General features: G+C 54.4%; 21 protein-coding genes. 9 read left to right on the top strand and 12 right to left on the bottom strand.

The features are described from left to right. Positions 1 to 637: 637 nt before the first annotated feature. Positions 638 to 2,533: a sulfate adenylyltransferase subunit CysN gene (cysN, locus tag QN378_RS21240; protein WP_323546724.1), complete on the bottom strand. Its 1,896-nt coding sequence runs from the start codon at positions 2,531 to 2,533 to the stop codon at positions 638 to 640. 15 nt (positions 2,534 to 2,548) lie between these two features. Then, on the bottom strand, positions 2,549 to 3,466 hold the full coding sequence (gene cysD / locus QN378_RS21235; protein WP_323546722.1) for a sulfate adenylyltransferase subunit CysD: 918 nt from the start codon (positions 3,464 to 3,466) through the stop codon (positions 2,549 to 2,551). 475 nt (positions 3,467 to 3,941) lie between these two features. Between cysD and algW the strand changes: the two genes are divergently transcribed. After that, complete coding sequence (algW, locus tag QN378_RS21230) at positions 3,942 to 5,102, top strand: Do family serine endopeptidase AlgW (RefSeq protein WP_322205367.1); 1,161 nt, start codon at positions 3,942 to 3,944, stop codon at positions 5,100 to 5,102. A gap of 143 nt (positions 5,103 to 5,245) precedes the next feature. On the opposite strand, the gene hisC is transcribed toward algW, so the two are convergent. The 10 genes from hisC to QN378_RS21180 all read right to left on the bottom strand — a co-directional run bounded on the left by hisC (position 5,246) and on the right by QN378_RS21180 (position 13,191). After that, entirely contained in the window at positions 5,246 to 6,298 is a 1,053-nt protein-coding gene (gene hisC / locus QN378_RS21225) for a histidinol-phosphate transaminase (protein ID WP_323546720.1), read from the bottom strand. Further along, positions 6,295 to 7,629 (bottom strand): histidinol dehydrogenase, encoded by a 1,335-nt coding sequence (gene hisD / locus QN378_RS21220; RefSeq protein ID WP_322205369.1) that lies wholly within the window; start codon positions 7,627 to 7,629, stop codon positions 6,295 to 6,297. Before hisD ends, hisC begins: the two co-directional genes overlap by 4 nt. 125 nt (positions 7,630 to 7,754) lie before the next feature. After that, the gene (gene hisG, locus QN378_RS21215; protein WP_322206935.1) at positions 7,755 to 8,390 is read right to left on the bottom strand and encodes an ATP phosphoribosyltransferase; all 636 of its coding nucleotides are present in this window, start codon (positions 8,388 to 8,390) and stop codon (positions 7,755 to 7,757) included. Positions 8,391 to 8,480: 90 nt separating this feature from the next. Continuing rightward, the gene (murA, locus tag QN378_RS21210) at positions 8,481 to 9,746 is read right to left on the bottom strand and encodes a UDP-N-acetylglucosamine 1-carboxyvinyltransferase (RefSeq protein ID WP_322205370.1); all 1,266 of its coding nucleotides are present in this window, start codon (positions 9,744 to 9,746) and stop codon (positions 8,481 to 8,483) included. A 22-nt stretch (positions 9,747 to 9,768) separates the two neighbouring features. Further along, complete coding sequence (locus QN378_RS21205; RefSeq protein ID WP_322205371.1) at positions 9,769 to 10,008, bottom strand: BolA family protein; 240 nt, start codon at positions 10,006 to 10,008, stop codon at positions 9,769 to 9,771. A gap of 142 nt (positions 10,009 to 10,150) precedes the next feature. Beyond that, positions 10,151 to 10,459, bottom strand: a complete 309-nt coding sequence (locus QN378_RS21200; RefSeq protein WP_322205372.1) for an STAS domain-containing protein — start codon at positions 10,457 to 10,459, stop codon at positions 10,151 to 10,153. Then, positions 10,456 to 11,106: an ABC transporter substrate-binding protein gene (locus QN378_RS21195; RefSeq protein ID WP_322206936.1), complete on the bottom strand. Its 651-nt coding sequence runs from the start codon at positions 11,104 to 11,106 to the stop codon at positions 10,456 to 10,458. Before QN378_RS21195 ends, QN378_RS21200 begins: the two co-directional genes overlap by 4 nt. 11 nt (positions 11,107 to 11,117) lie before the next feature. Continuing rightward, positions 11,118 to 11,585, bottom strand: coding sequence for an outer membrane lipid asymmetry maintenance protein MlaD (mlaD, locus tag QN378_RS21190; protein ID WP_322205373.1), 468 nt, complete (start codon positions 11,583 to 11,585; stop codon positions 11,118 to 11,120). After that, positions 11,585 to 12,382 (bottom strand): lipid asymmetry maintenance ABC transporter permease subunit MlaE, encoded by a 798-nt coding sequence (gene mlaE / locus QN378_RS21185; RefSeq protein ID WP_322205374.1) that lies wholly within the window; start codon positions 12,380 to 12,382, stop codon positions 11,585 to 11,587. Before mlaE ends, mlaD begins: the two co-directional genes overlap by 1 nt. Further along, entirely contained in the window at positions 12,382 to 13,191 is an 810-nt protein-coding gene (locus QN378_RS21180; RefSeq protein ID WP_322205375.1) for an ATP-binding cassette domain-containing protein, read from the bottom strand. The genes mlaE and QN378_RS21180 overlap by 1 nt, the downstream gene beginning before the upstream one ends. A gap of 296 nt (positions 13,192 to 13,487) precedes the next feature. On the opposite strand from QN378_RS21180, the gene QN378_RS21175 reads away from it, so the two are divergent. The 8 genes from QN378_RS21175 to ptsN all read left to right on the top strand — a co-directional run bounded on the left by QN378_RS21175 (position 13,488) and on the right by ptsN (position 19,377). After that, positions 13,488 to 14,462: a KpsF/GutQ family sugar-phosphate isomerase gene (locus QN378_RS21175; protein WP_322205376.1), complete on the top strand. Its 975-nt coding sequence runs from the start codon at positions 13,488 to 13,490 to the stop codon at positions 14,460 to 14,462. Beyond that, a complete protein-coding gene (locus tag QN378_RS21170; RefSeq protein WP_407074066.1) occupies positions 14,462 to 14,998 on the top strand; it encodes a KdsC family phosphatase in 537 nt (178 codons plus the stop codon). The genes QN378_RS21175 and QN378_RS21170 overlap by 1 nt, the downstream gene beginning before the upstream one ends. A gap of 9 nt (positions 14,999 to 15,007) precedes the next feature. Next, positions 15,008 to 15,580, top strand: coding sequence for an LPS export ABC transporter periplasmic protein LptC (lptC, locus tag QN378_RS21165; RefSeq protein ID WP_322205377.1), 573 nt, complete (start codon positions 15,008 to 15,010; stop codon positions 15,578 to 15,580). After that, positions 15,567 to 16,109: a lipopolysaccharide transport periplasmic protein LptA gene (gene lptA / locus QN378_RS21160; RefSeq protein ID WP_322205378.1), complete on the top strand. Its 543-nt coding sequence runs from the start codon at positions 15,567 to 15,569 to the stop codon at positions 16,107 to 16,109. The genes lptC and lptA overlap by 14 nt, the downstream gene beginning before the upstream one ends. Further along, entirely contained in the window at positions 16,109 to 16,834 is a 726-nt protein-coding gene (lptB, locus tag QN378_RS21155; protein ID WP_322205379.1) for an LPS export ABC transporter ATP-binding protein, read from the top strand. Before lptA ends, lptB begins: the two co-directional genes overlap by 1 nt. A 186-nt stretch (positions 16,835 to 17,020) precedes the next feature. Further along, positions 17,021 to 18,511: an RNA polymerase factor sigma-54 gene (locus tag QN378_RS21150; RefSeq protein WP_322205380.1), complete on the top strand. Its 1,491-nt coding sequence runs from the start codon at positions 17,021 to 17,023 to the stop codon at positions 18,509 to 18,511. 79 nt (positions 18,512 to 18,590) lie between these two features. Beyond that, entirely contained in the window at positions 18,591 to 18,899 is a 309-nt protein-coding gene (hpf, locus tag QN378_RS21145) for a ribosome hibernation-promoting factor, HPF/YfiA family (RefSeq protein WP_065832888.1), read from the top strand. 13 nt (positions 18,900 to 18,912) lie between these two features. After that, positions 18,913 to 19,377: a PTS IIA-like nitrogen regulatory protein PtsN gene (ptsN, locus tag QN378_RS21140; protein WP_322205381.1), complete on the top strand. Its 465-nt coding sequence runs from the start codon at positions 18,913 to 18,915 to the stop codon at positions 19,375 to 19,377.

Here is a 19,377-nt window from a genome sequence, read left to right as displayed (position 1 = left end):
ACGACGGTTAAGTGTTTATAACAAGCGAATTTATGCCATTTAAAAAGCTCCAATTTCCGTTATTTATGTGGGATATTTCCTACGGACAACAGCGAGTTTCAAATATTGGTAGTCTCTTATCAAAAATTTCGGAAGCTTCATCAGACGCACCCGATATAGGAAGGTAAAGAGTCCTACATAGCGAATGTAGTATCGCTTATTATTCGACTTAAGTTCGAGGAGCCCAAGTATGACGTACGATAAACAATAGGTTATTCGGTCAGCTTGCGCTGGCCTCTGCCTTAGGGAATAGCAAGCTGTGGCTGCCTACTCTAAGGCGCGCGTGCTCAGAGCAAATCAGCAAGCATCCGGGTAGATACTGCCAATGCAAGAGCCAGAGGCTGGCCTGCGGCACCTGTATCAAAACACCGCATAACTTGTTGAATAAGCGGGCTTGCTCGCGATGGAGCACAAAGCGGTCCTGATAGGCCGTCCCGGCTCCAACTGAAAAATAGAATGGCTGGTTTTACGACCGCTGCGTAGCCGATCGCGAGCAAGCCCGCGCCTACAGGTCCTGTGTTTGCTGCGCGACAGCATGGCCCATAAAAAGCCCCGCGATGAATCTCTCCATTGCGAGGCTTTTTAGTGCACGTTGCGATTAAATCGCGCCGCGGCTCCGTAGCAGTTCCAGCACTTGTTTAACACTCTCTTCGAGTGACAGCGATTGCGTGTCGATCACCAGATCCGCATTCAATGGCACGTCGTAGGGAAAGGACTCACCCGGGATATTGTCGCCATTGGCGGCATACAGGCCTTGTGGGTCGCGCTCGCGGCAAACAGTAGGCGATGCCTGGACGTAGACCGTTATCAGACGATCAGTGCCAATCAGTGTTTTGGCCTGCTCACGGCCTTCGGCGTCCGGCGCAACGAATGCCGCCAGTGTCAATAGGCCCGCTTCGTTGAACTGACGTGCAACATGCGCTGCACGCCGCCAATTTTCAGTGCGACCGGCACGGGTTTGCGGCAGGCCTCTATTCAGGTCATGACGCAGGTTCTGACCGTCAAGGACGAACACCGCTCGGCCCATGTCGAACAACTTGCGTTCCAGCGCGTAAGCCAAGGTGCTTTTGCCCGCACCGGACAAACCGCTGAACAACACCGTTGCTGGCTGCTGGCCAAAACGACGAGCGCGCTCTTCAGTGGCCACGTGCGCTTTATGGTCGTGGTGACTGGCACCGGCGACGATTGGCCGGGCGATGATCATGCCCGCCGCAACCGTGCCGTTGGTCAACCGGTCAATGATGATGAACGAACCGGTAGTGCGGTTGCTGTCGTAACCGTCCAATGCAATGGCGGTGTCGAGGCTGACCTTGACTCGCCCGATTTCGTTCAGCTTCAACTCGCTGGCAGGACCTTCAGCCAAGGTGTTGACGTCGACCTTATAGGTGATGCTGGCAATCGAGCCCGGTATGTAGCTGGTGGCGCGTTTGATGTCGTATTTCTTGCCCGGCAGCATCGGCTCTTCTGCCATCCACACCAGCATGGCGTCGAAGGTGTCGGAGATTTGCGGAATACTGTCAGCGTGTACCAGCAAGTCGCCACGGGAGATGTCGATCTCGTCTTCCATGGTCAAGGTCACGGCCTGGCCGGGGCCCGCCTGTTCCAACTCACCATCGAAGGTGACGATGGATTTGACCCGACTGGTTTTACCTGACGGCAGTACGACGATTTCGTCGCCCTTGTGCACGACGCCGCTGGCCAATGTGCCGGCGAAACCACGGAAATTCAGGTTGGGACGGTTGACGTATTGCACCGGGAATCGCAAGTCGGTGAGGTTGCGATCAGCGGCCACCTCAACCGTTTCAAGGATTTCCATCAGCGTTTGGCCGGTGTACCACGGCGAACGCTCGCTGTGGTTCACCACGTTGTCGCCTTTTAGGGCCGACATCGGAACGAAATGCATGGTGGTCGGCTTGAGCGCGATGCCGTCGGCAAAATTCTTGTAATCCGCCTTGATCGACTCGAACACACCTTCGTCGAAGCCTTTAAGGTCCATTTTGTTAATCGCGACAACGATGTGCTTGATGCCTAGCAGCGAAGCGATGAAGCTGTGACGACGGGTCTGGGTCTGCACGCCATAGCGCGCATCCACCAAAATGATCGCCAGGTCACAGGTCGAGGCGCCGGTGGCCATGTTGCGGGTGTACTGCTCATGGCCTGGCGTGTCGGCGATGATGAATTTGCGTTTTGCGGTAGAGAAATAGCGGTAAGCAACATCAATGGTGATGCCCTGCTCGCGCTCGGCTTGCAAGCCGTCGACCAGCAACGCCAGATCGATGTCATCGCCGGTAGTGCCGACTTTCTTCGAGTCCCGAGTAATCGCCTCCAAGTGATCTTCGTAGATCATTTTGGAGTCATGCAGCAAGCGGCCGATCAGCGTACTTTTGCCGTCGTCGACATTACCGCAGGTGAGAAAGCGCAACAGTTCCTTGCGTTCGTGCTGGCCCAGATAGGCGAGGATGTCCTCGCTGATCAATTCAGATTGATGCGACATTGTGAGACACCCTGTTTAGAAATAGCCCTGACGTTTCTTTTCTTCCATCGACCCTGCGCCATCGTGATCGATGACTCGGCCTTGGCGCTCGGAAGTTCGCGTCAGGAGCATTTCCTGAATGATGTCGGTGAGGCTCGTCGCCTCAGACTCGACCGCGCCCGTTAATGGGTAGTCGCCAAGGGTGCGGAAGCGGACTTTCTTCTTGACGATGCGTGCGCGGTCTTCTTCGCTGAGGTGATTACGCAGGCGATCGTCGTCGATCATGATCCAGGTGCCATTCATCTCGATGACTTCACGTTCGGCCGCGAAATACAGCGGTACGATCGGGATGCCTTCGAGGTAGATGTACTGCCAGATATCCAGCTCGGTCCAGTTCGACAACGGGAATACGCGGATCGATTCGCCCTTGTTGACCTTGCCGTTGTAGACATTCCACAGCTCGGGACGTTGATTTTTCGGGTCCCAACGGTGTTTGTTATCGCGAAACGAGTAGACGCGCTCTTTGGCACGAGACTTCTCTTCATCGCGACGTGCGCCGCCGAACGCCGCATCGAAATCATACTTGTCCAGTGCCTGCTTGAGGCCCTCGGTCTTCATGATGTCGGTGTGTTTGGCGCTGCCGTGGGTCAGCGGATTGATACCCTGCGCAACGCCATCGGGGTTGACGTGCACTATCAGGTCAAGGCCCAACTCTTCGACCAGACGGTCGCGGAAGGCGTACATTTCCTTGAACTTCCAGCGGGTATCAACGTGCATCACGGGGAAAGGCAGCTTTCCGGGGAAAAACGCTTTGCGTGCCAAGTGCAGCATTACCGCAGAGTCTTTACCGACGGAGTAGAGCATCACCGGGTTATCGAACTCGGCGGCCACCTCGCGGATGATGTGGATGCTTTCCGCCTCCAACTGTTTCAGATGCGTCAGTTTGTCGACCATGGCTACTCACGAAAACGTACAGATGAACGGCCAACGGGCCGTGTTCGAGCCGCACACTTTATCACAGCGTCTGCTTATATTAACGGCCTGGTTAGATCGAAACGATATACCCATAGACCGCTTCGTTCGGGCTTTAGTGGGTGTCAGACCATCAATAAACGGAGGCTCAAACACGAAATATCTTAACGAGTAAAGCCCTATGTCTACCCTCCGTACCGCCTCGCTCACCGTCACGCCACTGACCCATCGCGTCAGTTGCGCACGCATCAGACCCGCAACCGCTGGAGCAATAATCCCGGATTCGTGAGCAGTCCAGATAGTCGTTCGAGCCCTCCACCAAGGTGCTCGGGGCGAAGGCCATAAAAGACGCTTAAATATGCAGTTCAGCGCTGCCCGGTACTCGTATAATGCCCGCCACTATGGCGCAACCCCCAGCTGAAAGCTGCCGCGCTTGGCATTTCTCAGGACGTGTTCAATGTTCAAGGCACTGCGTTTCTTCGCTTGGCCCCTGCTGGCTGGCGTGCTCATCGCCATGTTGATTATTCAGCGTTACCCACAATGGGTTGGCCTACCCAGCCAAGACGTTAATCTTCAACAAGCACCGCAGTCATCGACCGTACAAAAAGGCCCGGTGTCGTATGCCGACGCGGTGATTATTGCCGCGCCTGCCGTTGCCAATCTATACACCACCAAAGTGGTCAGCAAATCAAACCATCCACTGTTTGAAGACCCTCAGTTCCGCCGCTTCTTCGGCGATAACCTGCCTAAACAGAGGCGTATGGAGTCGAGTCTCGGCTCAGCTGTAATCATGAGCCCTGAAGGGTATTTGCTGACCAACAACCACGTCACCAGCGGGGCCGATCAGATCGTCGTGGCGCTCAAAGACGGCCGCGAAACCACCGCACGAGTCATTGGCAGCGATCCCGAGACCGACTTGGCAGTGCTGAAAATAGACCTCAAAAACCTACCCTCTATTACCATCGGCCGCTCGGACAATATCCGCATCGGCGATGTAGCGCTGGCCATCGGCAACCCGTTTGGCGTTGGTCAGACAGTGACGATGGGCATAATCAGCGCCACCGGCCGCAATCAACTGGGTCTCAATACCTATGAAGACTTCATTCAGACCGACGCGGCGATCAACCCCGGCAACTCCGGGGGGGCACTGGTTGACGCCAACGGCAATTTAACAGGCATTAACACGGCGATTTTCTCCAAGTCTGGTGGTTCGCAAGGAATCGGTTTCGCTATTCCAGTGAAGCTGGCGTTAGAAGTCATGAAGTCGATCATTGAACATGGTCAAGTGATTCGGGGCTGGCTGGGTATCGAAGTGCAGCCACTCACTCAAGAACTGGCTGAATCGTTTGGATTAAAGGATCGGCCAGGCATCGTGGTCGCGGGGATCTTCCGCGACGGACCGGCGCAAAAAGCGGGCCTGTTGTTGGGTGATGTGATTTTGAGTATTGACGGCGAACCTGCCGGTGATGGCCGTCGTTCGATGAACCAGGTAGCGCGCACCAAACCAAGCGACAAGATCGCAATACAGGTCATGCGTAACGGCAAGGAGCTAACGATGACCGCTGAAGTAGGCCTGCGACCGCCGCCTGCACCGAGCGCAACGCCGGAAGAGGAATAAGCCCTGCGGGGATCTTCGATTTTTCCTCGGTCTATGGGCGCGAAGTCTTCGCGAAGCGAACAATGCGGTCTGTCGGATGTACCGCTTTGTACCCTTCTCGAACACGTTCGCTCCCGTCGGATCGCGGCGTTGATCCACACTTCTTACAAATCGCCGAAACCATCGACCAATGCCTGATTATGCTCAGGCGTGCCAATGCTGATTCGCAAGAATTGCGCGATGCGCTCCTGCCTGAAGTGTCGAACGATTACTCCCTGCTCCCGTAATTTAGCGGCAAGACCTGAAGCGTCATGCCGCGGGTGGCGGGCAAAGATGAAGTTGGCTGCGGAAGGCAAAACTTCGAAGCCCTTGGCTTCAAGCTGCTTGATTAACACCTCACGGCTGTCGATCACTGCCTTGCAGGTGCTTTCAAAGTACTCGCGGTCTTCAAACGCAGCGGTCGCGCCGACAATTGCCAAACGATCCAGAGGATATGAGTTAAAGCTATTCTTAACCCGCTCCAGCGCCTCAATCAGATCAGGATGCCCCACGGCCAGACCCACTCGCAGCCCCGCCAGCGAACGCGACTTGGACAACGTTTGGGTAACCAGCAGGTTTGGATATCGGTCTACTAGACTGATGGCGGTTTCACCCCCGAAATCGATGTAAGCCTCGTCCACCACCACCACCGAATCAGGGTTAGCCCTGACCATATTTTCCACGGCATCCAGCGCCAAGAGGCAGCCAGTCGGCGCATTTGGGTTGGGGAAGATGATCCCGCCATTGGGTCGGGCATAGTCTTCGACGCAAATCTGAAACTGTTCGTCCAGCGCAATCGCGTCAAACTCAATGCCGTACAAACCGCAGTACACAGGATAGAAGCTGTAGCTGATATCCGGGAACAATAAAGGCTTGCCGTGACGGAACAGCGCGTTGAATACGTGTGCCAGCACTTCATCCGAACCGTTGCCTAAAAACACTTGATTGCGCTGAACGCCGTAATAGGTGGCAACTGCCTGCTTTAACAGATCGCTGTTGGGGTCCGGATACAAGCGCAAATCGTCGGTCACCCCGACACGCATGGCAGCCAACGCTTTAGGCGACGGGCCATAAGGGTTTTCATTGGTGTTGAGCTTGATCAGTTTAGTCAGCTTTGGTTGTTCGCCCGGCACGTAAGGCACGAGGGTGCTGACAAATGGACTCCAGAACTTGCTCATGCTTTTTCCCCTTGCTCAGTGCTGCCAGCAATGCGGTATTCGGCGCTGCGAGCGTGGGCGGTCAACGACTCGCCTCGCGCCAATACTGAGGCCGTTTTGCCCAATTCAGAGGCGCCCTGCTCCGAGCAGTAAATGATCGACGAACGCTTCTGGAAATCGTATACGCCCAGTGGCGACGAGAACCGTGCAGTACCTGAGGTCGGTAATACGTGATTCGGGCCGGCACAGTAATCGCCCAGCGCTTCGGAGGTGTGACGCCCCATGAAAATCGCGCCGGCGTGGCGAATCTGCGGTAGCCAAGCTTCAGGATCGGCCACTGAGAGTTCAAGGTGTTCCGGGGCAATTCGGTTGGCAACCTCAATGGCCTGCTGCATATCAACCACTTTAATCAGCGCCCCACGGCCATTGATCGAGGTGCGGATGATCTGCGCACGCTCCATGGTGGGCATCAGCTTGGTGATACTTGCGGCCACTTTGTCGAGAAACTCCGCGTCCGGGCTGATCAAAATCGCTTGGGCGTCTTCATCATGTTCCGCTTGGGAGAACAGATCCATCGCGATCCAATCCGGGTCGGTCAGACCGTCACACACCACCAGAATCTCTGACGGACCGGCAATCATGTCGATTCCCACCTGACCAAAAACATGGCGCTTGGCAGTGGCAACATAAATGTTACCGGGGCCAACGACCTTATCGACTTTAGGCACGCTCTCGGTGCCGTACGCCAAGGCTGCAACAGCCTGCGCGCCACCGATGGTGAATACGCGATCAACCCCCGCGATACAGGCTGCCGCGAGCACCAGTTCATTGATTTCGCCACGCGGCGTAGGGACAACCATGACCACTTCGGTCACGCCAGCGACTTTTGCTGGAATCGCGTTCATCAATACTGACGACGGATACGATGCTTTGCCGCCCGGCACATAGAGCCCGGCGCGGTCCAGAGGCGTGACCTTCTGGCCCAACACCGTGCCGTCGGCTTCGGTGTAACTCCAGGAATCCTGTTTCTGCTTTTCGTGGTAAACACGCACGCGTTCGGCGGCTTTTTCCAACGCAGTGCGCTGCTCTGGCGTAATACGGGTCAGGGCCAGCTCTAACCGCTCGCGTGGCAAAATCAACTCTGCCATCGACGCCACTTCAAGACCGTCGAAACGTTGGGTGAACTCCACCAGTGCCGAGTCGCCACGCTCGCGCACAGCTTTGATGATCTCAAGCACGCGCTCGTTGACCGACTCGTCGGACACACTTTCCCAGCTCAGCAGGTGGTCCAGATGGCGCGCAAAATCTGGATCAGCGGCGTCGAGTCGGCGAATTGCAGTGGTCGTGGTCATAGCGGAAGCCTCAATAATTGGCGAATGCTCAGGCGCCGATAGACTACCAAGCCATCCGCGTGGGCACCTGAGAAATTTGGCTATGACACGGATAGATGGGCGCGACTCAAGGTCGCGCAGGTGAGTCAGCGGCGGTGTCGCGACTCGACTGCTTTACGCAGCGTATCGATCAACGCCTGAATACGCGCATGTTGCATCTTCATTGACGCCTTGTTCACCACCAGACGCGAACTGATAGTTGCAATCAGTTCCTGAGGTTCAAGCCCGTTGGCCCGCAGCGTGTTGCCAGTGTCGACGACATCAATGATTTTGTCCGCCAGGCCGATCAAAGGCGCCAGCTCCATCGAGCCATACAGCTTGATGATGTCGACCTGACGACCTTGCTCGGCGTAATAACGCTTGGCAACGTTGACGAATTTGGTAGCAACACGCAGACGGCCTTTTGGCTCAATCGCGCCGACGGCGCCAGCGGTCATCAAGCGGCACTGAGCAATTTGCAGGTCCAACGGCTCGTAAAGGCCCTGGCCGCCGTATTCCATCAGCACATCTTTACCGGCCACGCCCAGGTCGGCGGCACCGTGTTCAACGTAAGTCGGGACATCTGTAGCGCGCACGATCAACAAGCGCACATCAGCTTGGGTCGTGGTGATGATCAGCTTGCGGCTTTTGTCCGGATCTTCGGTCGGCACGATGCCTGCTTCAGCGAGAAGCGGCAGGGTGTCGTCGAGAATACGGCCCTTGGACAGTGCGATGGTTAGCATGGGAAACGTAAGTCCTTGGCAATCGGGCGCTTCCATGCGCCCCACGTATCCTGACTCAACGAGTCAGGACCTTGTGCTAATGATCAAAGCCTAGCCCGGAACGCGACGGATCTTGGCGCCGAGCATCTGCAGTTTTTCTTCGATGCATTCATAACCACGATCGATATGATAAATGCGGTCGATCAAGGTATCGCCCTGAGCAACCAACGCCGAGATGACCAGGCTGGCCGAAGCACGCAGGTCGGTAGCCATTACAGGCGCGCCTTTGAGTTTCTCAACACCGGTAACAACAGCAGTATTACCTTCGACCAGAATCTGCGCGCCCATACGGTGCATTTCATATACGTGCATAAAGCGGTTTTCGAAGATGGTTTCGATAACAGCACCGGTGCCCTCGGCGATTGCGTTGAGCGAGATAAATTGTGCTTGCATATCGGTTGGGAAAGCTGGATACGGAGCGGTCCGCACATTAACGGCTTTTGGCCGCTTGCCGTGCATGTTCAGCTCAATCCAGTCCTTGCCGGTGGTGATTTCAGCACCCGCTTCTTGAAGCTTGAGCAATACAGCTTCGAGAATGGCTGGATCGGTGTCCTTGAGCTTGACGCGACCACCGGTGGCAGCAGCTGCCACCAAGTAAGTGCCCGTCTCGATACGGTCCGGCATCACTTTGTAGGTAGCGCTGTGCAAGCGCTTTACACCTTCAATGGTGATGGTGTCAGTACCGGCACCGGTGATGTTCGCACCCATGGCGATGAGGCAGTTAGCCAGGTCAACCACTTCCGGCTCGCGAGCGGCGTTTTGCAAGACACTGCGCCCGTTGGCCAGGCTTGCGGCCATCATGATGTTCTCTGTTCCGGTAACGCTGACGGTATCAAAGAAGAAATTCGCACCACGCAAGCCGCCTTCTGGCGCCTTGGCCTTGATATAGCCACCTTCAACGTCAATTGTTGCGCCCATGGCCTCAAGACCGCGGATGTGCAGATCGACAGGCCGCGAACCAATGGCGCAACCGCCTGGCAAGGCGACTTCAGCGTAACCGAAACGAGCAACCATCGGACCCAATACCAAAATCGAGGCGCGCATGGTTTTCACCAGTTCATAAGGCGCGATCAAGGTCTTGATGGTGCGGGCGTCGATTTCAACGCTGAGCTTCTCGTCGATTACAGGCTCAATGCCCATGCGACCGAACAGCTCGATCATAGTGGTGATGTCGTGCAGGTGCGGCAGATTGCACACCGTTACCGGCCCATCCGCCAGCAAGGTTGCAGCAAGAATTGGCAGGGCAGAGTTTTTCGCCCCGGAAATGCGGATCTCGCCATCAAGACGAAAACCGCCGGTAATAATCAGTTTATCCATAAGAGTCTCGACGCCAATTGGCTCAGGTGCGCTCGGACCAAGCAGCGCGGCTGAAAAATTTCATGGTGACCGCATGGATGCTGCCATCGGCGATCCAGGGGTTTAAATGGGCATAGATCTGCTGCTGACGCTTGACTGGGCTAAGGCCCGCCAGTTCATCACTGATCACGTTCAGCTGAAAATTGCAGCCTTCGCCTTCAACTTCTACCTGGGTTTCTGGCAGCTTTCCTTCAAGGAAGCTTTTAACTTCTACGGCCTGCATGCTTAACCTCAATCGGCGCCCTACGCGCGCGGGTCGGCCATCATACAAAAAAGCCTGCCTGCTGCGAACCCCGGATTAACAGACTCGGACGGAAAGCTTTTCGGCGGGTCACCTGGAAACGCTTCATTCGACCCGCTGACGGCTATTGATGTTGATCGAACAATTCGGTCAAGCCAGAGACCTGCGCAATGTCGCGCATGTCCTGCGGCAGTGACTGAACGCTGACAACCTTACCCTCGGCGTTGGCGTCGCGCATGAACGCAAGCAGCAAAGACAGACCGACACTGCTGGATTTCTCCACTTCGGAACAATCCAGGATCAAAGCCGTCGCGTCAGTGGCCTTGATCAGCGCTTGACCCTGCTTACGCAAGGCCGGACCGCTGCGGTAGTCAAGTGCGCCACTCAGGTGCAACTCACCTGATGCGCCCAGACGAACAGCTGACTCACTCATTGGGCAGGCTTCTCGGCAGCATCAACCTTGGTTTTGGCTTTCGCAACTTCACCCGCCCATTCGTTGATGGTTTTATCCAGGTTATTGCTGTTCTGCCGCATAGCATCAGCGAATTGATCGCGGAACAGTTTGCCAATGTTGATGCCATTGACGATAACGTTGCGAACTTTCCACTCGCCATTAAGCTTCTCAAGCGTGTAGCTCACAGGGTAAATCGCCCCACCATTGCCTTTAACAGACATGTCGACGCTAGTGCGGTCGCCGCTCTCGTCCTTGGCCGCAGAAACAGTAATACCCTGGTTGTTGTATTCAAGCAGGGCATTGCCATAGAACTGAAACAGGCTGCGCTTGAAGTTTTCCTGGAAACGCTGCATCTGCTCAGGCGAGGCTTTACCTGAGTATTTAACCGTCATGACGCTTTTCGAGATGCCTTCAGCATCAACTACCGGACCCACAATTGTGTTTAACGCGTCGTAAAAAGCGCTTGGGTTGGTTTTGTATTGATCTTTGTGGGCAGCCAAATCGGCCAGCAGTGCTTTAGTCGTGCCGTCGACCAGATCATGGGCTGACTGGCTTGGGGCCGCATTCGCGAACAATGGAAAAGCAGTCAGCAGGATTAGCAGACCGCAGCGCAAGCTTGAGAACAGGGAGGAATTCCTCATTTGGCGTCTTTACCCACAGTGTTGAGCATGAATTTTCCGATCAGGTCTTCGAGAACCAATGCAGACTGAGTGTCATGAATAATACTGCCATCTTTGAGCAGCGCTTGCTCTCCCCCTACGCTGATGCCGACGTACTTCTCACCGAGCAAGCCAGCAGTAAGGATTGATGCAGTAGAGTCTGAAGGCAAGTTATTCACCCGCTTTTCGACTTCCATGGTCACACGACCCATAAAGGTGTCACGGTCCAGATCAATAGCCGTGACCTTGCCGATGGTCACACCGGCCATGGTCACCTTTGCTCTGACAGTCAAACCGGCAATATTGTCGAAGTTTGCGTAAAGTTTATAGCTGTCATGGCTGGCGCTTGCGCTCAGACCACTGACACGCAAGGCCAACAAGATCAAAGCCAGGATCCCGGCCAGCAAAAAAAGGCCAACGCCGGTTTCCACGGTGCGGTTTTGCATCAGAAATCTCCAAACATCAGGGCAGTCAAAATAAAGTCGAGGCCTAATATGGCCAGTGAGGCGTACACCACAGTTTTAGTGGTCGCACGGCTGATCCCTTCCGACGTGGGCTCACAGTCATAACCCTGGAATACGGCAATCCAGGTCACCACAAAAGCAAAAATTATGCTTTTAATTACACCATTGAGCACGTCACTTTGAAAGTTCACGCTATTTTGCATGTTCGCCCAAAACGAGCCCTGGTAGACACCAAGCCAGTCAATCGCGACCCATGAGCCACACCAGATGCCGACCACGCTGAAAATCATCGCCAGTAACGGCAAAGAAATAAACCCCGCCCACAAGCGTGGCGCTACGATGTATTTAAGCGGATCAACACCAATCATTTCCAGGCTTGACAATTGCTCAGTGGACTTCATGTTGCCAATCTCGGCCGTCAACGCAGAACCTGCACGGCCGGCAAACAACAAACCTGCAACGACCGGCCCTAGCTCACGCAGCAGCGTTAAAGCCACCATCTGCCCCACCGCCTGCTCCGATCCATACTTCTGCAGAATGCTGAAGCCTTGAAGCGCCAATACCATGCCGATGAATCCGCCTGAAACGACAATTATCAGCAGCGACATCACACCGACCGAATGCAACTGGCGAACCAGCAGTTGAAAACTGCCGCCGACTCCGCCACGACCGAACAACGCATGAAATAAAAACAGCCCCGAGCGGCCTAGCACCGTCACCATGTCGATTGCAGATTGGCCGAACAAATTAATTCGGCCCATTAAAGACTGTTTGCGCATCAGCGCTTCCCCAAAAGATCTTCGCGGTAATCCGGTGCCGGATAGTGAAATGGAACAGGGCCATCCGGGTCGCCGGTCATGAATTGATGGATGCGCGGATTATCCGAACCCAGCAGCTCTTCTGGAGTTCCCTGACCTAACACCTGACCATCGCCGACTACATATAAGTAGTCAGCGATGCTCGCGGTTTCCGCAAGATCGTGAGAAACCACAATACTGGTGATTCCCAACGCATCATTCAGCAGACGAATCAACCGGACCAATACACCCATGGCGATGGGATCTTGACCAACAAAGGGCTCGTCATACATAAGAATTTGCGGATCGAGCGCAATAGCCCTGGCAAGTGCCACACGCCGCTTCATACCACCAGATAACTCGTCAGGCATCAAATCGACGGCGCCACGAAGGCCGACAGCCTGCAGTTTAAGCAGGACAATGTCGCGAATCATGTCGTCCGGCAAATGGGTGTGAATCCGTAGCGGGAATGCCACGTTTTCGAACACATCGAGATCAGTGAACAAGGCCCCGCTTTGGAACAACACACCCATATGCTTGCGAGCATCGAATAAATCGCTGCGCGACAACTTGGGTAAATTCTGACCGTTGACCCACACCTCTCCGCTGTTGGGACGCAATTGAGCACCCATCAAGCGCAGCAGCGTGGTCTTGCCGCTTCCGGAAGGCCCCATGATTCCGGTGACCTTGCCCCGGGGAACACGTATATCAATATTATTGAAGATGCTGCGCGTGCCGCGCTTGAAGGACACGCCCTTCAGCTCGACCGCGTAGGCGTTATCGGCGCTCATCTAAACTCCTCACGAGGCGGCCTCACTCTCATAAACCGATGTCCATGGCGCTGTGCATGCACCGACTAGGTGGGCCGAACTGGCCGCGAACTATACCACTGCGCGCGCATGTGTCCCACGGAAGAAGCCTCTTTAGTTCAGGCGCAAGACAGATACTTCGAACAATTGCGAACCACTCTCGAAGAGTACGGGTCAACCGCGATGCGAGAACCTTGCACTGACATAAGATCAAAGGTGAGGGAATTGACCATTACCGCTATAATCGGCGCCTTTTCATCAGGCTGACCGTTTCCGACATGAGCCAATCCAGCGACCTGATTCAAACAGCACAACGCACTATCCGCTTAGAAATAGAAGCAGTAGAAGGTTTACTGATGTATATCGACGCTGATTTCGTACGCGCTTGCGAAATGATTCTGGCCGGCAAGGGCCGCGTAGTCGTAGTCGGCATGGGCAAGTCGGGCCACATCGGCAAAAAGATCGCCGCCACGCTGGCAAGTACCGGCACCACAGCATTCTTTGTCCACCCAGCCGAAGCCAGCCATGGCGATATGGGCATGATCACCCGTGACGACATCATCTTGGCCATTTCAAACTCGGGCACTACGACCGAAATCGTTACACTTTTGCCCCTGATAAAACGTCTGGGCATCCAGATGATCAGCCTGACCGGCAACCCAGACTCAACCCTGGCCAGGGCTGCAGAAGTCAATCTGAATGTTCACGTCGAACATGAGGCCTGCCCTCTGAACCTGGCCCCGACATCATCGACCACGGCAGCACTGGTAATGGGTGATGCGCTGGCCGTCGCGCTATTGGAAGCACGAGACTTTACAGCCGAAGATTTTGCTTTTTCGCACCCCGGCGGCGCCTTGGGTCGGCGATTACTGCTCAAAGTCGAGCACGTCATGCACATCGGCGAAGATTTGCCGAAGGTCCGGCGCGGCACTCTGTTGCGGGACTCGCTGATGGAAATGACCCATAAAGGTCTCGGCATGACTGCCGTTTTGGAAGCCGATGGTCGTCTGGCCGGAATATTCACTGACGGTGATTTACGCCGCACCCTTGATCGAGACATCGACATCCGCACGGCGATCATCGACGACGTTATGACGCTCCACGGCAAAACTGCCCGCCCCGAGATGCTCGCGGCCGAGGCACTGAAAATCATGGAAGATCACAAAATTGGCGCACTGATCGTTGTTGACGAAAACGACCACCCAGTCGGCGCCTTTAACCTGCAAGATCTTCTACGCGCGGGAGTGATGTAGTGAGTGGCGCAATAAATAAAGATTTGCTGCATCGCGGCAAAAATATCAAATTAGCGATTTTTGACGTGGATGGCGTATTGACGGACGGCCGCCTGTACTTTCTCGAGGATGGAAGCGAGTTCAAGACATTCAATACTCTTGATGGGCAGGGTATCAAGATGCTGATCGCATCGGGCGTAATCACCGCTATCATCAGCGGACGCAAAACCCCCGTGGTCGAGCGCCGAGCAATGAATCTGGGCATACAGCATCTGTACCAGGGCCGCGAAGATAAGTTGGTCGTACTCGACGAGTTATTGTCCCAACTCAACCTGACCTACGAACAAGTCGCCTATTTAGGCGATGATCTGCCAGACTTGCCAGTCATTCGGCGCGTCGGCTTGGGAATGGCCGTTGCCAATGCCGCAAGCTTTGTAAAGCTGCATGCTCATGGCGTTACCCAGGCTCGCGGGGGCGAAGGCGCAGCACGTGAGTTTTGCGAACTGATCCTGAACGCTTCAGGCAGCCTTGAAGCGGCCCACGCCGCCTACTTATAGAAGTTATTTATGCTGAGAAAAAAAATTCGCAGGTTCTTGATTCTGGGTGTGCTGGCATTATTAGTCGCAGCGGCAGGCTATTGGAACATCAGCCCAGAAACTTTTCTTGAGCAAAAAGCGGCCGTTGTCGATCCAGGCGCTATCGATTTCTATGCCACCAAGGCACACAGCTTGCAATTTTTGCCAGACGGTAAACTTCAGTACGATATGACATCCGACAAAGTTGAGCATCTTCAGGCCTCGGACGTCACGCTGCTGACAAATCCCGACCTGCAGCTGTTTCGCGGTGCGCAGTTTCCATGGCACGTACAAAGCTTGAGAGGTGAAGTTTCGCCTGGCGGCACTCAAGTCGAGCTGATTGACTCAGTACGCGTCGCCCGAACAGACGAAAAGAACCGTACAACCATCATTACCAGCAGTCGAATGACGGTATTCCCACAGAAGCAATATGCGCAGACCGAGCAAGCCGTTAGAATCGACGGCTTCGGCGGTGTTACCACCGGAACGGGCATGAAAGCGTATTTGAACGACGGCAGGATGAACCTGCTATCTAACGTAAGAGGACTGTATGAGGCTCGTTAAAACCCTCCCTTTTTTGCTCGGCCTGGGCACAGTACTGGGAAGCGTGAGCGCTTGGGCTCTGCCGACGGACCGCGATCAGCCTATTCATATCCAGTCTGACGACGCGCAACTCGATGACAAGCAAGGCATTGCCACTTACAAAGGCAACGTCATCATCACCCAAGGCACCATGAAAATCACCGGCAATACTGTGACTATCACCCGTACACCAACAGGTGAAATCAACGTATTTACCTCCGTAGGCAACCTTGCTTACTACGAACAGAAACCTGACGTGAACAAACCGATAGTTCAGGCGTACGGTGTAACTATTCAGTACTTTGCCCTGGATAATAAAATTGTGCTGATCGACAAAGCCAAGGTTATTAACGACGGCAACACCTCTGAAGGTGAAAAAATCATCTACGACACGGTGAGGCAGATCGTTAACGCCGGTCGTGCAAACGGCACTAAATTGACCGCTCCGCGTCCGCGGATCGATATGGTCATTCAGCCAAAAAGCAAACCCGACGCGCAGAAGGCCCCTTAATGGCGACGCTGAAAGCCCAACACCTGGCTAAATCCTACAAGGGTCGGCAGGTCGTACGCGATGTCAGCTTGTCTATCGACAGCGGTCAGATCGTCGGACTGCTTGGCCCTAACGGCGCAGGAAAAACAACCTGCTTTTATATGATTGTAGGGCTGGTACAGGCTGATCAGGGTCGTGTATTGATTGACGATCTGGACGTCAGCCACCAGCCAATGCACGGTCGTGCGCGGGCCGGAATCGGCTACTTACCGCAGGAAGCCTCCATTTTTCGCAAGCTGTCTGTTGCTGATAACATTATGGCGATACTAGAGACCCGCAAAGAACTAGATCGCGCGGCACGTCGCAAAGAGCTTGAAAGCCTGCTGCAAGAATTCCATATCAGCCATATCCGCGACAACTTGGGCATGAGCCTGTCAGGCGGCGAACGCCGTCGTGTGGAAATTGCACGCGCCTTGGCGACTTCACCCAAGTTTATTTTGCTGGATGAGCCTTTTGCAGGCGTCGACCCGATTTCAGTAGGCGATATAAAGCAAATCATCTACCACTTGAAGGCCAAGGGAATTGGCGTTTTGATCACCGACCATAATGTTCGCGATACCTTGGATATTTGTGAGACTGCCTATATCGTCAACGATGGACAACTGATCGCTGAAGGTGATTCAGAAACCATTCTGGCCAACCAATTGGTTAAAGAGGTTTACCTCGGCCATGAATTCCGCCTGTAAGGTCTGCGGTATATCGCTCTTCATAGGCGACAGACGCTAGAATTTCGCGCTGGCAAGCATTTTAATTTCCAGCGGACTCTAGGCAAACACTTAAGTTTCAGGCATATAATTTGCTTAAGTTGGCGCTCCGGCGCCCTGTAGTGGATGGCGCATGAGCGCCGGCGAATAAGGTGTTAAGCCCCTGCCATGAAACCATCGCTAGTCCTGAGAATGGGCCAGCAGCTGACGATGACACCTCAGCTGCAACAGGCTATCCGTCTACTCCAACTGTCGACCCTGGACCTTCAACAAGAGATCCAGGAAGCGTTGGAGTCCAATCCTATGCTGGAACGTCAGGAAGAAGGCGACGACTTCGACAACGCCGATCCAGTGGCCGATAGTGTAGAAAAACCTAACCCCGACATTCAGGAACCGACCTATCAGGAATCTGCCCCCACGGTGGACAACCTGGAAGAAGGTGACTGGAGCGAGCGAACGCCCAACGAGTTGCCCGTTGATACCGCGTGGGACGACGTTTATCAGTCCAGCGCCAGCAGCCTGCCGAGCAACGATGATGACGAATGGGATTTCACCACGCGCACCTCAGTTGGCGAGAGCCTGCAAAGCCATCTGTTGTGGCAGCTCAACCTGGCACCGATGTCCGACACTGATCGACTGATCGCAGTAACGCTGATCGACTGTATTAACAATCAGGGTTATCTGGACGAATCACTTGAGGAAATTCTCGACGCTTTCGATCCTGAGATGGACGTCGAACTGGATGAGATAGAAGCGGTGCTGCACCGCATCCAACAGTTCGAGCCCGCCGGGATCGGGGCTCGCAATCTGAGTGAATGTTTGTCACTTCAGTTGCGCCAGTTAGCCCCGAAAACTCGCTGGCTAGCAGAAGCACAACGCTTGGTATGCGATTACATCGACCTACTGGGGAGCCGAGATTACAGCCAATTAATGCGCCGTATGAAGCTCAAGGAAGATGAGCTGCGCCAGGTGATCGAACTGGTGCAGAGCCTTAACCCACGACCAGGCTCGCAAATCGAATCTGCTGAAGCCGAATACGTCGTGCCCGATGTGATAGTGCGCAAAGATAACGAACGCTGGTTGGTGGAGCTCAATCAAGAGTCAGTTCCACGCCTTCGGGTCAACCCTCAGTACGCTGGCTTCGTGCGCCGGGCCGATACCAGCGCCGACAACACGTTCATGCGCAATCAGCTGCAAGAAGCCCGCTGGTTCATCAAGAGCCTACAAAGCCGTAATGAAACCCTGATGAAAGTTGCAACACAGATCGTCGAACATCAGCGTGGGTTCCTTGAATACGGCGACGAAGCAATGAAGCCATTGGTCCTGCATGACATAGCAGAAGCGGTCGGCATGCATGAGTCGACAATTTCACGGGTGACCACCCAAAAATTCATGCACACCCCCCGCGGCATTTACGAACTGAAATATTTCTTTTCAAGTCACGTAAGCACCTCGGAGGGCGGCGAGTGTTCGTCTACGGCCATTCGCGCGATCATCAAAAAACTAGTTGCGGCGGAAAATCAGAAAAAGCCGTTGAGTGACAGCAAGATCGCTGGTTTACTGGAAGCACAAGGCATTCAGGTAGCCCGTCGCACGGTCGCCAAATACCGTGAATCATTAGGGATCGCGCCTTCGAGCGAGCGCAAGCGATTGATGTGATAAGGACCTGAAGCCATAGCGTTCCAGTGGCAGGTATTTAGCCTGCCTCTTTATGCACTGGCAACGAAGGAGACGCTGTATGCAAGTCAACATCAGTGGACATCAGCTAGAAGTAACAAAGCCCCTGCGTGAATACATTGAGCTGAAACTCAAAAAACTAGAGGGGCATTTTGACAAGATTACAAATGTGCAGGTAACAATGGCGGTCGAGAAACTGAAACAGAAGATCGAAGCCACGCTGCACATCCACGGTGGGGAGGTAGTCGCTAACGCAGAACATGACGACATGTATGCGGCCATCGATCTACTTACTGACAAGCTCGATAGACAATTGCTCAAGCATAAGGAAAAGCAGCAGAACATCCTTAAAGGTGCGACAGCTCGCTAAACACTCCCAACTCATGATCCGACTTGAAAATATCCTGACCCCCGGCCGTTCCATTGTGAACGTGCCGGGCGGCAGCAAAGAAAAAGCGCTCAGGCAAGTTGCCAATCTGATCGGCCATGAACTGCCGGGACTGAATTCGCACGATATCTTCGAGAAGCTCACCGCTCGCGAAAAACTGGGGTCGACAGGTTTTGGCAACGGTATCGCTATCCCTCATTGCCGCTTAAACGGCTGCAGCGAACCTATCAGCGCCTTGATTCATCTGGACGCTCCGATTGATTACGACGCCATTGATGGCGCTCCAGTCGATCTGCTATTTGTTTTGCTTGTTCCCGAAGCTGCCACAGACGCCCACCTCGAACTACTGCGACAAATTGCCAGCATGCTAGACCGCAGGGACGTGCGTGACCGACTGCGTGGGGCGAAAAGCAGCGAGGCTCTCTACCAGGTGGTCCTGGACGTACAGAACGGACATTAA

It is taken from the genome of Pseudomonas sp. 10S5, assembly GCF_035019745.1.
Classification (GTDB): Bacteria; Pseudomonadota; Gammaproteobacteria; order Pseudomonadales; family Pseudomonadaceae; genus Aquipseudomonas.
Note: the sequence above shows the minus strand (reverse complement) of the source record. Positions and strands in the feature narration are given on the sequence as shown.

Excerpts from the sequence above, each read along its gene's own strand:
- QN378_RS21200 (WP_322205372.1), bottom strand. The coding sequence starts at position 10,459 with ATGAGTGAGTCAGCTGTTCGTCTGGGCGCATCAGGTGAGTTGCACCTG.
- hisC (WP_323546720.1), bottom strand. The coding sequence starts at position 6,298 with ATGAGCAAGTTCTGGAGTCCATTTGTCAGCACCCTCGTGCCTTACGTG.
- algW (WP_322205367.1), top strand. The coding sequence starts at position 3,942 with ATGTTCAAGGCACTGCGTTTCTTCGCTTGGCCCCTGCTGGCTGGCGTG.
- hisD (WP_322205369.1), bottom strand. The coding sequence starts at position 7,629 with ATGACCACGACCACTGCAATTCGCCGACTCGACGCCGCTGATCCAGAT.
- lptA (WP_322205378.1), top strand. The coding sequence starts at position 15,567 with ATGAGGCTCGTTAAAACCCTCCCTTTTTTGCTCGGCCTGGGCACAGTA.
- hpf (WP_065832888.1), top strand. The coding sequence starts at position 18,591 with ATGCAAGTCAACATCAGTGGACATCAGCTAGAAGTAACAAAGCCCCTG.
- murA (WP_322205370.1), bottom strand. The coding sequence starts at position 9,746 with ATGGATAAACTGATTATTACCGGCGGTTTTCGTCTTGATGGCGAGATC.
- ptsN (WP_322205381.1), top strand. The coding sequence starts at position 18,913 with ATGATCCGACTTGAAAATATCCTGACCCCCGGCCGTTCCATTGTGAAC.
- mlaD (WP_322205373.1), bottom strand. The coding sequence starts at position 11,585 with ATGCAAAACCGCACCGTGGAAACCGGCGTTGGCCTTTTTTTGCTGGCC.
- cysD (WP_323546722.1), bottom strand. The coding sequence starts at position 3,466 with ATGGTCGACAAACTGACGCATCTGAAACAGTTGGAGGCGGAAAGCATC.
- QN378_RS21150 (WP_322205380.1), top strand. The coding sequence starts at position 17,021 with ATGAAACCATCGCTAGTCCTGAGAATGGGCCAGCAGCTGACGATGACA.
- cysN (WP_323546724.1), bottom strand. The coding sequence starts at position 2,533 with ATGTCGCATCAATCTGAATTGATCAGCGAGGACATCCTCGCCTATCTG.
- QN378_RS21180 (WP_322205375.1), bottom strand. The coding sequence starts at position 13,191 with ATGAGCGCCGATAACGCCTACGCGGTCGAGCTGAAGGGCGTGTCCTTC.
- lptB (WP_322205379.1), top strand. The coding sequence starts at position 16,109 with ATGGCGACGCTGAAAGCCCAACACCTGGCTAAATCCTACAAGGGTCGG.
- lptC (WP_322205377.1), top strand. The coding sequence starts at position 15,008 with ATGCTGAGAAAAAAAATTCGCAGGTTCTTGATTCTGGGTGTGCTGGCA.
- QN378_RS21175 (WP_322205376.1), top strand. The coding sequence starts at position 13,488 with ATGAGCCAATCCAGCGACCTGATTCAAACAGCACAACGCACTATCCGC.
- mlaE (WP_322205374.1), bottom strand. The coding sequence starts at position 12,382 with ATGCGCAAACAGTCTTTAATGGGCCGAATTAATTTGTTCGGCCAATCT.
- hisG (WP_322206935.1), bottom strand. The coding sequence starts at position 8,390 with ATGCTAACCATCGCACTGTCCAAGGGCCGTATTCTCGACGACACCCTG.
- QN378_RS21205 (WP_322205371.1), bottom strand. The coding sequence starts at position 10,008 with ATGCAGGCCGTAGAAGTTAAAAGCTTCCTTGAAGGAAAGCTGCCAGAA.